At 70.2% G+C, this 13,464-nt stretch carries 11 protein-coding genes; 6 read left to right on the top strand and 5 right to left on the bottom strand.

All coding sequences use genetic code 11. From position 1 onward, the window contains the following. Positions 1 to 35: 35 nt before the first annotated feature. Positions 36 to 614 carry a helix-turn-helix domain-containing protein gene (locus OG379_RS17020; RefSeq protein ID WP_405663670.1) on the bottom strand — a complete coding sequence of 193 codons (579 nt, stop codon included), beginning with the start codon at positions 612 to 614 and terminating at the stop codon, positions 36 to 38. Between the two features lie 71 nt (positions 615 to 685). Here OG379_RS17020 and def point away from each other — a divergent pair, with 71 nt between their 5' ends. After that, complete coding sequence (gene def / locus OG379_RS17025) at positions 686 to 1,348, top strand: peptide deformylase (RefSeq protein ID WP_405663673.1); 663 nt, start codon at positions 686 to 688, stop codon at positions 1,346 to 1,348. An 88-nt stretch (positions 1,349 to 1,436) separates the two neighbouring features. On the opposite strand, the gene OG379_RS17030 is transcribed toward def, so the two are convergent. Next, positions 1,437 to 2,318 carry an aminoglycoside phosphotransferase family protein gene (locus tag OG379_RS17030; protein ID WP_405663675.1) on the bottom strand — a complete coding sequence of 294 codons (882 nt, stop codon included), beginning with the start codon at positions 2,316 to 2,318 and terminating at the stop codon, positions 1,437 to 1,439. 86 nt (positions 2,319 to 2,404) lie between these two features. Here OG379_RS17030 and OG379_RS17035 point away from each other — a divergent pair, with 86 nt between their 5' ends. Further along, positions 2,405 to 3,154: an ATP-grasp domain-containing protein gene (locus OG379_RS17035; RefSeq protein WP_405663677.1), complete on the top strand. Its 750-nt coding sequence runs from the start codon at positions 2,405 to 2,407 to the stop codon at positions 3,152 to 3,154. Between the two features lie 6 nt (positions 3,155 to 3,160). On the opposite strand, the gene OG379_RS17040 is transcribed toward OG379_RS17035, so the two are convergent. The 3 genes from OG379_RS17040 to OG379_RS17050 all read right to left on the bottom strand — a co-directional run bounded on the left by OG379_RS17040 (position 3,161) and on the right by OG379_RS17050 (position 8,850). Then, complete coding sequence (locus OG379_RS17040) at positions 3,161 to 3,988, bottom strand: adhesin (RefSeq protein WP_405668541.1); 828 nt, start codon at positions 3,986 to 3,988, stop codon at positions 3,161 to 3,163. 97 nt (positions 3,989 to 4,085) lie between these two features. Beyond that, positions 4,086 to 5,909 (bottom strand): MFS transporter, encoded by a 1,824-nt coding sequence (locus OG379_RS17045; RefSeq protein WP_405663679.1) that lies wholly within the window; start codon positions 5,907 to 5,909, stop codon positions 4,086 to 4,088. Between the two features lie 190 nt (positions 5,910 to 6,099). Beyond that, the gene (locus OG379_RS17050) at positions 6,100 to 8,850 is read right to left on the bottom strand and encodes a serine hydrolase (protein WP_405663682.1); all 2,751 of its coding nucleotides are present in this window, start codon (positions 8,848 to 8,850) and stop codon (positions 6,100 to 6,102) included. A gap of 164 nt (positions 8,851 to 9,014) precedes the next feature. On the opposite strand from OG379_RS17050, the gene OG379_RS17055 reads away from it, so the two are divergent. From OG379_RS17055 to OG379_RS17070, 4 genes are all read left to right on the top strand, one after another. Further along, complete coding sequence (locus OG379_RS17055; RefSeq protein WP_405663685.1) at positions 9,015 to 9,734, top strand: GPP34 family phosphoprotein; 720 nt, start codon at positions 9,015 to 9,017, stop codon at positions 9,732 to 9,734. A gap of 247 nt (positions 9,735 to 9,981) precedes the next feature. After that, on the top strand, positions 9,982 to 10,839 hold the full coding sequence (locus OG379_RS17060; protein WP_393758543.1) for a helix-turn-helix domain-containing protein: 858 nt from the start codon (positions 9,982 to 9,984) through the stop codon (positions 10,837 to 10,839). A gap of 246 nt (positions 10,840 to 11,085) precedes the next feature. After that, positions 11,086 to 11,292 carry a DUF397 domain-containing protein gene (locus OG379_RS17065; RefSeq protein ID WP_356709852.1) on the top strand — a complete coding sequence of 69 codons (207 nt, stop codon included), beginning with the start codon at positions 11,086 to 11,088 and terminating at the stop codon, positions 11,290 to 11,292. Positions 11,293 to 11,838: 546 nt separating this feature from the next. Then, complete coding sequence (locus OG379_RS17070) at positions 11,839 to 13,422, top strand: sodium:solute symporter family protein (protein WP_405663689.1); 1,584 nt, start codon at positions 11,839 to 11,841, stop codon at positions 13,420 to 13,422. Positions 13,423 to 13,464: the final 42 nt, after the last annotated feature.

A 13,464-nucleotide genomic window follows, 5' to 3' on the forward strand; every position in this document is an offset into this window, starting at 1 on the left:
GGCACGGAGGGGTCCGGTGCGCCGGATGCGGCTTTTCAGCCCTGGTCCGCGTCGTCCGTCGGGTGGGGGAGCAAGGGGAACAGCCGGGTGATGAGGGCCACCGGTCGAGCACCGTCCGGCCGGGCCAGGGGGCGCTGTTCGCGGGCCCGGTAGGGCGCGAGTGTCTGTTGGATCGCGTCCGCGACCCGGCTCATCTCCTCAGGTGTCAGATAGGCGACAGCGCTGAAGGCCTCGTCGTGCCTCCACTCGGCCGGCGCCTCGTCCCGTCGGGTCAGCCATCGTTGCCAGCTCTCGTCCTCCAGCCCCCGGGCCAAGTCGCCGAACCGGTCTCCCGCGGGCCCCTCGGCCGTGGGGGTGTCCTGCTTCAGCCTCCAGGGGCGGGCGCGACCTCCGCTGCGGGGGGCTTCTTCGATATGTCCGTGGCGTGCGAGCTGCCGCAGGTGGAACGAACAGAGACCGGAGCTGTAGCCCAGACGAGAGGCGGCTTCGGTCGCCGTGACGGCACCCACCTCGGCGAGCAGGCCCAGCAGGCGGGTACGGACCTCGTGCTCGCGCAGCTCTTCGCCGCCGCTGCTCGCCCGGGCGCTTGGTGTGCTGACATCATCTTCGGTCACTTTGCAAATTCTGCTACTTTGCAAAGCGCTTGGCAACCGGCGTTCGTACGTGCACCTGAGGGGAGACAGCCATGTCTGTTCGTCACGAGGAGTCCCGTTCCGCCGACCGGCGTGTCCGTCTGCAAGGCCACCCGGTCGACTCGTATCCGGTTCTGCAGCCAGAGGCGGAACGGGGTTCGGTACGCCGGATCACGGTGGTGGGTGAGGAGATCCTGAACCGTTCCTGCCAGGTGGTGACCGATTTCGGCTCCCCCGAGCTGTCGGCGCTGATCGACGACATGTTCCTGACGATGTACGTGGCCGACGGCGCCGGCCTGGCTGCCAACCAGGTGGACGTCGACCTGCGGCTCTTCGTGTACGACTGCCCGGACGACCACGGGGTCCGGCATGTCGGCCACATCATCAACCCGGTCCTGGACCTGCCCGATCCGGGAAGCCGCCGGCTCGTCGACGACTTCGAAGGCTGCCTGTCCGTCCCCGGTGCGGGCATGGCCGTCCCCCGCACCGATCGTGCCGTCGTCCGCGGGCTCGACAAGGACGGCAACACCCTCGTCATCGAAGGAACGGGCTACTTCGCCCGGTGTCTTCAACACGAGACCGATCACCTTTCCGGCCACACGTATCTCGACCGGCTCTCCAGGCGGGACCGCAAGGACGCACTGCGGCAGATGGAGGACCACCGTGAGGAGGTCTTCGCCCGACGCGCCGTCAAGGCCGCGAGCCTGGGCCGGTGAGAGCCCGGCACCCGCAAGAGCACCCCGGCCTGACGCCACATCCCGCATGTCGGCACTTCACATGCCATACGGGCCTCGTACCCGGGCGTTACGAGGGCGCGGGCCCCGTCTCCTCCAGGATCTCGCCGATCACCTGCCGGGCCGTCCCCGCCATCACCGGGTTCGACGTCCGGTAGTACGAAAGCTCCATGAGCGCGATCGACAGGGCCCAGCCCCGCCCCCGTGCCCACGTCGCCGCGTCCGCCCCCACCCGCGTACGGAAGGTGCGCCTCGCCCCGGCCCGCAGCAGGTACCAGCCGGCGATGAGGTCGACCGCGGGGTCGGCCAGGCCCATGCAGCCGAAGTCGATGACCGCGCTCAGCCCGCCGCCCGAGACCAGGACGTTGCCCGGCTGGAGGTCCCCGTGGACCCATACGGCCGGACCCTGCGGTGCGGGGGCCCGCAGGGCGTCCGTCCACGCGGTGGCCGCCGCCCCGGTGTCGATGACGCCGTGCAGCGCGTCCAGGGCGGCCCGGGTGGCCGTGTCCCGTGAGGCCAGCGGTTCGCTGCGGTAGGCCGGCGGGCCCTCGGTCGTCTCCACGCGGCGCAGCGCGAGGACGAACTCCGCGATGTCGGCTGCGAATTCGGAACTGCCCGCACCGGGGGCCGGGTTGGTGCCGTCGAGCCAGCGGCAGACCGACCAGGACCAGGGATAGCCCTCGGCAGGCACACCCTCGGCCAGGGGTGTGGGGACGGCGAAGGGGAGGTGCGGGGCGAGGCGGGGCAGCCAGCGGCTCTCGGTCGCCACGTCCTTCGAACCGCCTTCGATACGGGGCAGCCGTACGGCCAGATCAGTGCCCAGCCGGTAGATGGCGTTGACCGTGCCGTGGGAGCCGACCGGCTCGACGGGGAGATCCGCCCACGCGGGGAACTGCGCGGCGAGCAGGCGCCGTACGAGCGCTGCGTCGGTCTTGGTCTCATCGGCGTGCATCCGGCCCATGCAAGCCGAACCGGGCGGGGGCTGTCGAGCGAAATCCGGTGGGCCGCACCTCCCCCGCTGCGGCAGGATCCCTGCCCATGACCCTCGTACTCCCGCCCCGTCTCACCGCGTCCGCCCGGACCCTCCGCGACAGCGCCCGGCGACGGGGGCTGCACACCGTGCGACTGCCGGACCACGAGGTGCCCGAGGGGCTGCGCGGCGGGAGCGCGTATCTGCACGCCGGTCCTTCCTTCGCCGACGCCGTGGCCCCCGCGCTGGGTGTCACACCGCTCGAGGCTCCCGCCGACTGGCTGGCCCGGCTGCCCGCCGAGTTCGTCCGGCGCGAGATCCGTGCCGTGCCCATCCACGAGGCGTACGGGCTGCGCCGCCCGGTCTTCGTCAAGTCGCCGAACGACAAGGGCATCCCGGCTCTGGTCTACGCGGACGGATCCCGTCTGCCGGGGCCGGACGCGGTCGATCCGGAGACGGTGGTGCTGGTGAGCGATGTCGTCGTGTTCGACGCGGAGTACCGGCTGTATCTGCTCGACGGGCAGGTTCACACCGGCAGCCGCTACGCCGTCTCGGGGCGGCTGCACCTGGCGCCGCTGTCCGCCGCGGCCCACGCGTTCGGCACGGAACTGCTCGCCGCGGCGGGGCACACCCTGCCGTCCGCGATCGTCGTCGACGTCGGAGTCACCGACAGCGGCCAGTGGGCGGTCATCGAGGCCAACGCCGCCTGGGCCAGTGGCTGTTACGCCTCCGACCCGGACCGCGCACTGGAGGTGGTGCTCCGGGCCGCCGGCCCTGCCGCACACCTGGCGGAACGGGACAGCCCGTTCGTCCGGTGAACCGCGTCAGCGGCAGGAGGCCTTCACCTGGGCCGCCGCGTGGTGCGCGCCCACCAGTTCCGCGTCACCCCAGTCCCGGCCCCGGTCGACCATCTGCACCGCGAAGGTGTCCCCCTTGACCGGGTAGCTCCGTACGTCGACGGCGGTGCCCCGGTGCTCGGGCTGGTGCACGGCGAAGCCCGTGTAGGCCGAGTCGGTGTCGTCCGGGTCGGACAGGACCCGGTAGACGGTCGGGTCGCCCGCCACGTCCCGGTCGCGGACGCTGCTCGGCACGAAGACCGTCAGGGCGCACTCACGGAAGCCGTCACCGAGGTGCCAGGACCAGACGGCGCTGCTCCCCCGGTCCTGGCCCGGGCTCCCCGACATCGGGACGGCACTGAACCGGCCGTCGCACGGACCGCCCGCGAAGCCGCCCGAGTCGACGGTGTACCAGCCCGCGTCGCCGTTCTCGAAGCGCCCGCGCTCCACGTAGCCGCCCGTGGTGCAGCCGGGCCCGGCCCACTCCGTGTAGCGGTAGCGGCCCGTATCGGCAGAGGGCTCCGGTACGCCGTCCCCGGGCCCGATCGGCCCGATCCGGGTCGGGGCCCCGCCGCCGATCGGTGCCGGCACGGCGCCGGCCCGGCCGGCCGTCTCCGGGCGCGCCCCTCCGGCACCCGTGGCGATCAGCGACACGGCGGTCGCCAGACTGCCCGCGGCGACGACGACTCCCGCCACGAGCAGCGCCTTCCGTCGCCGGGGCAGCGTGGAGAACCGGCCCGTCAGGGTCTCCTGGGCGATCCATGAACCGCTGCCGCGAGGCGAGCGCGCCACGGAACCGCACCGGGGGCAGACCATGCCCGGCAGCGGACCGATGTGTTCGCCGCCGCAATGTTGGCACCTCATGGCAGCACACCATGCCAGTGCGGCGGGCCCGGAGGGAGAGTTCCCGCACTTATTGGCGCAGTTCCTCGGGACAGGGCGTGCCCGGCTGGAACTGGTACGGCCCCGCCAGGCGGTAGACCCCCGGGCGCGGTGCGAGGAGCTCGGTCCACTCGTCGCCGTCCGCGTCCTCCTCCACCTTGATCAGGCAGCCGTGATCGTTGGTGAACTCCTTCGGAGCGTTCCCGTCCTCCTCCGAACGCTTCTTGGACGCCTCCGTCTCCTGCGGCCGCTCCACTCCCTTGCCGTCCTCGTCGACGACGGCCAGCCACCGGGAGTACGGGATCCGGATCAGGACCCGGCCCGCCGACTGCACGCGGATCGTCAGCCTGTCGTCGCCGGCCCGCTCCACCGTCGCGGGCGGATCGGCGAGCGGCACCGGGTCGACGACCCGGAACAGCTTCCAGTTGGCGTCGCGCCAGACCGCCTTCAGATAGGGCAGTCCCTTCTCGACGAGCGCGGTCTCCTGCTCGGCCCCCGAGTCCGGCTTCCCGGTGGGCAGCACCACGTAGTGCACGGCCCAGCGGTCCAGCCACTCGCGGTAGTTCACGGCGTTCAGGGTGTCGTCGTAGAAGAGAGGATTGCGCTTCATGTCGGCCTGCCGGTTCCAGCCGCGCGCCAGATTCACGTACGGCACGAGCGCCGAGGCCTCACGGTGGCTGCTGGGGGGTACGACCTCGACCCTGCCCCGCTCCGCCCCCACCCTCTGGAGCTGGTTGACCAGCGGGGCCAGTGAACGGTTCCAGGACGCGTCGGGGGCGGTGCGCACGATGTCGTCGACGCCCTTGAAACCGATCCAGAAGTTCAGCCCCGCGAAGACGACGAGCAGCGCGTACCAGCGCCGGGTGCGCGGAGCCGTGTACGGGAGTGCCGCGAGCAGGACGACACCGGCGAACAGCATCGCCATGCGCGAGACGTTCGAGCCGATCTGCGAGTCGACCACATAGGTCAGCAGCGTCCCGGCGCCGTAGACCGCGGCGGCCGTCCGCACGGTGCGCCAGTCGCGGGGCACCAGGAAGAAGACGAAGACCGAGTACAGGAACGGCAGCGACAGGGTGCCCAGGGCCATCGGCTGAGTGCCCGAGAACGGGAACAGCCACGAGGACAGGACCACCACCGCGACGGGGGCCAGACCCAGCGCGTACGCCCCGGGGCGCCGTTTGTTCAGGAAGAGCGCCGCGGCGACCACCCCGAGGAAGAGCCCGGCGACCGGGCTGCCCGCCGTGGCGAGCCCGGCCAGCGGCGCGGCGATTCCGGCCTTCGCCCACCGCTTGTAGCGCCAGCGGTGGGGCCAGCAGAAGACGGCGGCGACGGCACCGAGCGCGAACATCATGCCGAGCCCGAACGTCACCCGGCCGGACAGGGCGTTGCACAGGTACGCGAAGACCCCGGCGAGCGCGCACGCCACGGGGTTACGGACCGCGGGGACCCGCACCAGGATCAGGGCGGTGAGCGCCGAGGACACCGTGCCGGCGACCATCATCGTCGACCGGACACCGAGCACCGACATCAGGTAGGGCGACACCACGCTGTACGAGACCGGGTGCATGCCCCCGTACCAAGCGAGGTTGTACGCCGTACCGGGGTGGCGGCCCACGAACTCGGACCAGGCGTCCTGGGCGGCGATGTCACCGCCGCTGTTCGCGAAGAAGAAGAACCAGAGGAGGTGTACGGCCGCTGCGACCGCGGTGGTCAGCAGGACCGGGTGGCGCAGGAGACGGCTCCGTATCGAGCTGTCGGCACCGTCGCCGCCACCGGTGGCCTGGGCCGGGATCCGGACCGGGCTGCTCCCGGCGGGCGGACCGGCCTCGGCCCGTGTCGGCTCAGCGGTGGTCACTGCGACTCTCCCCGTCCTCGCCCGGGCCTGCCGAACCGTCCATGTACTGCACGGCCTCATCCGTATTCGGAAGGACGCGTCCCGGCGCCCGACCGTTGCCTTTGGGACGCTAGCACGCGGCATTTTCGCCGCGCTGCCCTATTGGGGACACGCCCCTGTCCCCGCAAGGACGGGGACAGGGGGGCGTCCGTCAGGTGATGCGGGTGAGCTTGTCGCCGAAGCCCGGTTCCGTCATCTCGCTCTGCAGGGCGACCGGGGCGGATACCTTGCCCGTCCCGGTACCGACCGTCACCTCGCCGACGACGGTGCCCGCCTTCGCCGTGTGGGCGGGCACCTTGCCGCCGTCGGTCAGCTTGAGATCCACCTCGAGCCCGCCCCAGCCGACGGCCTTGAGGTCCTTGGTCGCGACCACGGGGGTCTGCCCGCCGAAGCCGTTGTCGACGTAGCCGACGACCTGGCCCTTCTTGACGACGGTGGCGGAGTCGACGCCCTCCTGGGCGGTCCGGATCAGCGCCAGACTGCTCTGCAGGGCACGCTGCAGCTTGGCGTCCAGGGTGCCGTCGACATCGGCACCCATCACCGCGCCGATGATCCGCCGGGTCTTGCCGTCGATGACCGTGTCGGCCGTCCAGATGAGGTTGCCGCCTGCGGGGGTCGACGAACCGGTCTTGATGCCGCTGACGCCGGGCTCCAGCAGGATGTTGTTGTTGTTGTAGATCATCTTGCCGATGCCCGGGATCTCGGCCTGCGGCATGTTCACGATCTCGCGGAAGACGTCGTTCTGCATGACCGCCTTGGCCAGCTTGAGCTGGTCCGCGGGGGTGGACCGGGTGGTGGCCTCGAGACCGCTGGGGTCCGTGTACACCGAGTTCGTCATCCCGAGGTCCTCGGCCGCCGCGTTCATCTTCTCGACGAACGCCTTCTCGGTGTCGGCGTCCCAGCGGGCCAGGAGCCGCGCCACGTTGTTGCCGGACGGGATCATCAGGAGCTGGAGCATCTGACGCTCCGTGTACTTCTGCCCCTCCTTGATGGGCGCCGTCGACTCGTCAGGCCTGTTCGCCTCCTCACCGGCCTTGGCGTCGACCACGATCTGGTCGCCCGCCTGCTTGCCGGTGATCGGGTGGCCCTGAAGGATCACGTACGCCGTCATGATCTTCGCGACGCTCGCGATCGGCGCGGACTTCTCCTTGCCGTACGTGCCGATGGTGCCGACACCCTCGACCTCCACGGCACCCTGTCCGTCCGCCGGCCACGGCATGTCCAGCTTCTCGCCGCCGAAGGTGTACGTGGGCGAGGCGGAGAGGGTCAGCGTGGGGTCGGGCAGCGGACGCATCGCCTGCGCGATCGCAAAGATGACCAGGACGAGCAGGAGGAGCGGCGTCCAGATCTTCACCCGCCGGACCGCGGTGCGGACCGGGGTCTCCGGGGGCGGCGGGGTGTTCGTGAGCTCGGCGAGCAGGTCGAGCGGCGGCCTGGGCGGCATGGGCTGCTGCCTGGTCCGCTCGGCCTCGGCGAAACCCGCCCCGGGGCTCGCGGGGGTGCCGGGCCCGGCCGCGACGTCCGGGGTGACCGTGGGACCGACCACGGGCGCGGGGCGTACGTCGTCCGAGCGCAGCGGCACGAACTTGCTGGTCCGCTCGGCGGGCGCCTCAGGGGCCTCGGGGGCTCCGGAGGCCTTGGCGGCCCAGGAGGCGGGCTTCCGCGCGGCCACCTTCTCCTTCGGCGGGAGCTTCAGCGCGGTCGTCGGGTGGTCGACCTGCTCGGCCCGCGGCGCCTTGAAGACGGCCGTCGGATGATCGATTCCTCGCCCGTCGCGCGCGGGGTCCGTCTCCTCCGCCGGAGAGGCCTCCTCACGGGTCTTCGGCACCCGGGGGGCGTCGTCGGAGGTGCGGGTGGCCGGTCCGTCGTCCTCGGCGTCCGCGGACTCGGCGGCGACGTCGGACGCCTCGGCCGCTGCGGGCTCCTCGGCGTCGTCGGGCTCCTCGGCATCGCTGCCGGCCGGGGTCTTGGGGTCGCTGCCGACCGGAGCCTCGGCAGCGCCGCCGACCGGGGCTTCGGCGTCCTCGCCGGCCCGGGTCCCGGCGGCGGGGGCGGCCGGTGTCCCGGTGTCCTCGTCCGCCGACGAGTCGTCGTCGCCGGCCGGGGTCACGTCGGCGTCCGGCGACGTCTCGTCGTCGGCGCTCTCCGCTTTCCCCTCGGTGGCGGCCGGAGCCTCGCCGCTGCTCGCGGACACCTTGTCGTCGTCCTCGGACGGCGTGTCCGCGCCCTCGGCCGCACTGCTGCGACCTGCGGCTTCCTCCTCGGGCCCGGTCGCCACCCATGCTGCGACCACGGCACGCAGCCGAGCGTCGGTGGGCGTCGATCCGGCCTCGGAACCGGCCTCCGACTCGCCATCCGAACCAGCGCCGTCGGCACCGTCGGCGTCGGTTCCCGGGGCAGCGTCCGGTGCGGACGGGGACTCCGAAGCGGGCTCGGCGGCCCCCTCGCGCTCGGAGCCGGAGCCCGCCCCGGCGTCGGAACGGCCGGAATCGACCTCGACCTCGGTGCCGGATCCCGGGTTCGCCTCCTCCGAGGAAATCGACGAGGGCGCCTCAGGCGCCGCCGTGGCTTCCCCTGCCGCACCCTCCGCCTTCTCGGCCTCCCCGGCCGTCTCACGGGGCGTGGAGGCCCTCTCAGGGCCCTCTGCGCCCTCCGAGGCGCCGGAGGCGCCCCCTGAGGCGTCGGCCTCCGCGGAGTGCGGCAGGCGGAAGACAGCCGTCTCGCTGTCTTTCGCGGTGCCTGACGCCCCCTCCGCCGTGCTCCCGTCCGCCGCAGCGTCCGGTTCACGGAACACGGCGAGACGCGGATCGCGTTCCTCAGCCGTCCCCGACGACTTCCGCTGCTCCGACTTGTCGGGGGACTCGCCCGCCACCGATACCTCCTTGATGAGCCGCGGGGACATGCCCGCACTGTCCGAACCATCTACCAGTGTCCTGTGTGAACCCTTGACCGAGCCGCTAGACGAGAACGACATACCTAACGGTTCCCTCACAAAGCACCCAGGCACCCTCGACAGACCAATGTGAGAGGGGTCACCCTGTCATTCATCCACGCGGGGAGGCATGGATGGGCAGGAGCCGCAGAACAATTCCGGAGGAGCTTCTGCTGCTCGCTCTGGACCCGACCACGGGTACCACAGCGCAGCCGCAGTCGCTCGACCTCGGCCTGGCCGGGGCACAGCTAGTGGAGCTGGCTCTGGCAGGACGGATAGCCCCTGACGGGGATCGTATCGCCGTGGTGATGCCACGGCCGACAGGAGATCCGACTCTGGACTCCGCACTGGAACTGCTGCGCCGTCGTGGCAGTCCGGTTCGGGCGGTCCACTGGATCGGCGGGCCCCGGCTGGGACTTCGCCAGATCTACCTCGCTCATCTGGAGCGGTGCGGCATGGTTCATGCCGTGGCGGGCCAGATGTGCGGAGTGCTGCCGACGACTCGCTACCAGGCGACGGACACGGCAATCAGCCGGGACATCAGAGCCCGGCTGGACAACGCGATCCGCACCGGCGTACCGCCGGACCCGCGGACCGCGGCGCTCGCCGCACTGGCCCACGCGGTCGGACTCGGCAAGCACCTGTACCCCGGGAACGAGGGGCGCTCGTCGCGCTCCCGGCTCCGGGACCTGATCAGACACGACCCGATGGGCGGTCTCGTGGCGCACGCCGTGATGGACGTCCAGAACGGCGTGGCCGTCCAGCCACGCCGTAATCAGCAGACGGCAGGCGTGCCGTTGCAGCCGCAAGCACAAGCGCATCGCGGCAGCATGGCGCACACCTCCGTCCACTGACAGCACGACCGCGCGGACACTTGGCGCGGAGTACTGAATACGCCATACCGCCGCACCGACGTCCCCATGACCCGGTTCGGGAGCCGCACCAGGCGCGGGGCAGCCGGATCCACCGGCTGCCCCGCGCTCTTGCGTGCGCTGATTGCGTGTGGCCATTTCCCAGCGCGGCCGGGGCCCCGGGTGGCAATCTGCTGAGCAAGCAGATACGCACAGCTACAACAGCTGCATAGCCGGAGGTGCCGTTCCCGTGCCGACCAACGTCAATCCCACTGTCAGGCGACGCCGGCTGGGCCAGGAACTGCGCCGCCTCCGCGAGATCAAGGGCATGACGGCCGAGGAGGTGGCGGAGCGGCTGCTGGTCTCGCAGTCGAAGATCAGCCGGCTGGAGAACGGCCGCCGCTCGATCAGCCAGCGCGACGTACGCGATCTCTGCGGGGTCTACGAGGTCGAGGACCACCGCATCGTCGACTCGCTGATGCAGATGGCCAAGGACTCCCGCCAGCAGGGCTGGTGGCACGCCTTCGGCGACATCCCGTACAGCGTCTACATCGGCCTGGAGACCGACGCCGAGTCCCTCCGGGTGTACGAACCCCAGGTGGTTCCCGGGCTGTTGCAGACCCGGGGATACGCGGAGGCTCTGATCAACGGCGCCCTCCCCGAGGCGCCGCCGTCCGACATCGAGAAGCGGGTGAACGTCCGGGCCCGCCGCCAGGACCGCGTCAACGCCCCCGAGCACCCCCTGCGCCTGTGGGCCGTCATCGACGAGTCCGCCCTGCGCCGGCTCGTGGGCGGCAAGCAAGTCATGATCCAGCAGCTGGAGCACCTCATCGAGCAGTCCCAGCTGCCCCATGTGACCGTGCAGGTGCTGCCCTTCGACATGGGGGCGCACCCCGGCATCAACGGGCAGTACGCCATCCTGGAATTCCCCGACGCCGCGGACTCCAGCGTCGTGTACATCGAGGGGGTCACCAGCGACCTCTATCTGGAGAAGGCGAACGACGTACAGCGCTACAGCGTCATGTACGAGCACCTGAGGGCGCAGGCACTGAACGTGGACCAGACCCGCCAGTTCATCGGCGACATCGCCAAGAGCTACACCCGCTGAGAGCCTCCGGGCACCCACCGGAACAGGCCTGCCCGACAAGACCCTTATGCGGGAAATGCTGTGATGTAAGCGAGGTGGGGGCGGGACGATACACCGCCACCACCTCGCAGCGGAAGACACACATGGAATATGCCATCCGGTCGAGTGAACGGCCCCACCACCACGCGATGTTGGCGAGTAGCGTCGATCACGCCAACAGGAACGAAGTTGGTGCCACTCACATCAACTCTCTGAACCGGAGTGAACATGGCCATTCTTCAGGGTGCTACGGATAACTGGACGAAGTCGACATACTCCGGCGGCAACGGCGCGTGCGTCGAAGTGAAGTCGCCCGTCACGCAGGCCATCGCCGTGCGCGACTCGAAGGCTCCCGAAGGCCCCTCGCTCTCCTTCGTGTCCGGAGCGTGGAACACCTTCGTGCGCGACGTCGCGTCGGGTTCGATCAACGCCTGACCGGTACACCGGTCCTCACGCGCCACACCATGGCCGGTCACCGAACACGACCGCCAGGAGCCCTCTCGACTGGCCCGCCGTCCTGGCCGAGGGGGCTCGACCCGCCATCGGAACCGGCGTCGTCGATGGGTGTACCCCACACATCACCACGTCAGCATTCGGCACCGACAGCACGCTCAGTGCCATCGGTGCGCAAGCGTCACGTACAGCTTTCCCCCTTCTCCGGCCGCACGGGACCCGCATCCCGTGCGGTCGTTCTGCGTTCTCGGGCGTTCCTGCCTTGCGTCGATCTCTGCACAGCCTGACGAAGTGCCCGCTTATCGTGTGGCCGTGGTCACGTTCACGACAACGCTTCGATAGGTCAAGAACGAGTAAAATCGTTCGCCTTGCTGATCCGCGTTCACATCCCTGACCAAGAAAACCTTGACCGAGGACCCGGACAGGCGGTTCAATCCCCGAAGTCCCCGTTCCCGCACGGGGCCCCGCTGAACGGCCGTACTGACGAAGTGCGTTCCCGTTCACAAGGCGGACCCCTGGAGGGGGCACATGAACAGTCTCGACTGGGCCGTGCTCATCGGCTACTTCGGTGTGATGGTCGCGATCGGACTCTGGTCGCACAAGCGCGTGGACAACGTCAGCGACTTCTTCACAGCCGGCGGCAAGATGCCGTGGTGGCTGTCGGGCATCTCGCACCACATGTCCGGTTACAGCGCGGTGATGTTCACCGGCTACGCGGGTATCGCGTACCAGTACGGCGTCACGTCCTTCGTGACCTGGTCCCTGCCGATCGCGATCGGCATCGGCATCGGCGCCAAGCTCTTCGCGCCCCGGCTCAACAGGCTGCGTTCGCGGCTGCACGTGGCCTCGCCGCTCGAATACCTCAAGAACCGCTACAACATCCAGACCCAGCAGGCCCTCGCCTGGTCCGGTCTGCTGCTGAAGATCGTGGACGTCGGTGCCAAGTGGGCGGCCATCGCCACGCTGCTCTCCGTCTTCACGGGCATCACCCTGACCCAGGGCATCTTCATCACGGGCGCCATCACCGCCGTGTACTGCACGGTCGGCGGGCTGTGGGCCGACGCGCTCACGGAACTCGGACAGTTCATCATCCAGCTCTTCGCCGGTGTCGCCATGCTGGTCATCGCCATGAGCAAACTGGGCGGCTTCAGCTCGCTGTGGACGGTCTGGGACAAGCTGCCCGACGGCCACACGAGCCCGACGGCCGGCCCGTACACGGTGACGTTCCTGCTCGCGTACCTCTTCATCAAGACCTTCGAGTACAACGGCGGCATGTGGAACCAGGCCCAGCGCTACATGGCCACGGACTCCGCACGCTCCGCGACCCGTTCGGCGTGGCTCTCCGCCGCGCTGTGGCTGGTCTGGCCGACGGTGCTCTTCTTCCCGATGTGGGTCGCTCCCCTGCTCGTCGAGGCCCAGAAGCCCGACGCCTCGGACAGTTACGCCCTGATGACCGAGCAGCTGCTGCCGCACGGTCTGCTGGGTCTGGTCGTCGTCGGCTTCTTCTCGCACACGATGGCCATGTGCTCCTCCGACGCCAACGCCATCTCGGCGGTCTTCACCAGGGACATCGCACCGGTCTTCTCCAAGGCGGCCCGGACCTGGAGCAACCGCAGCGGTCTGCTGGCCGCACGGCTGTCCACGCTCGCCTTCCTCGGACTGTCGATGGCGCTGGCGACCCAGATCAACTCGCCGACGTTCAAGGACATCATCTCGGTCGTCATCAAGTGGGTGGCCGGCCTCATGGGCCCGATCGCCATCCCGTTCATGCTGGGCCTGCTGCGCAGGTTCCGCCGGTCCGGCCCGACGGCGGCCCTCACCAGCTGGGCGGCGGGGCTGCTGGCGTTCTACTTCACGAACTACAACTTCGACGGTTCGGTGAAGACGAATGTCGCCCTGCAGTACCAGGTGGCGCTACCGCTCGCGATCTCGCTGGTGCTCTACATCGTCATCGGCTACATCAAGCCCGAGGACACACCGGAGCGCGACGCCCTGATCGACAGGATCAACTCGGACGACGGGAGCCCGGCGGGCGGAGCCGCGGCCGCAGCCGTCCCCGCGCAGAGGCCCGGTCCGGAGAGCACGGGAGTTCCGGAGGGCGTGAAGGACTGACCGCCCCTCACGCGAGGGGCACCTGAACGGTGGGCGGGCGCG

The organism is Streptomyces sp. NBC_01166 (assembly GCF_045039765.1).
In the GTDB taxonomy this organism is placed as follows: domain Bacteria; phylum Actinomycetota; class Actinomycetes; order Streptomycetales; family Streptomycetaceae; genus Streptomyces.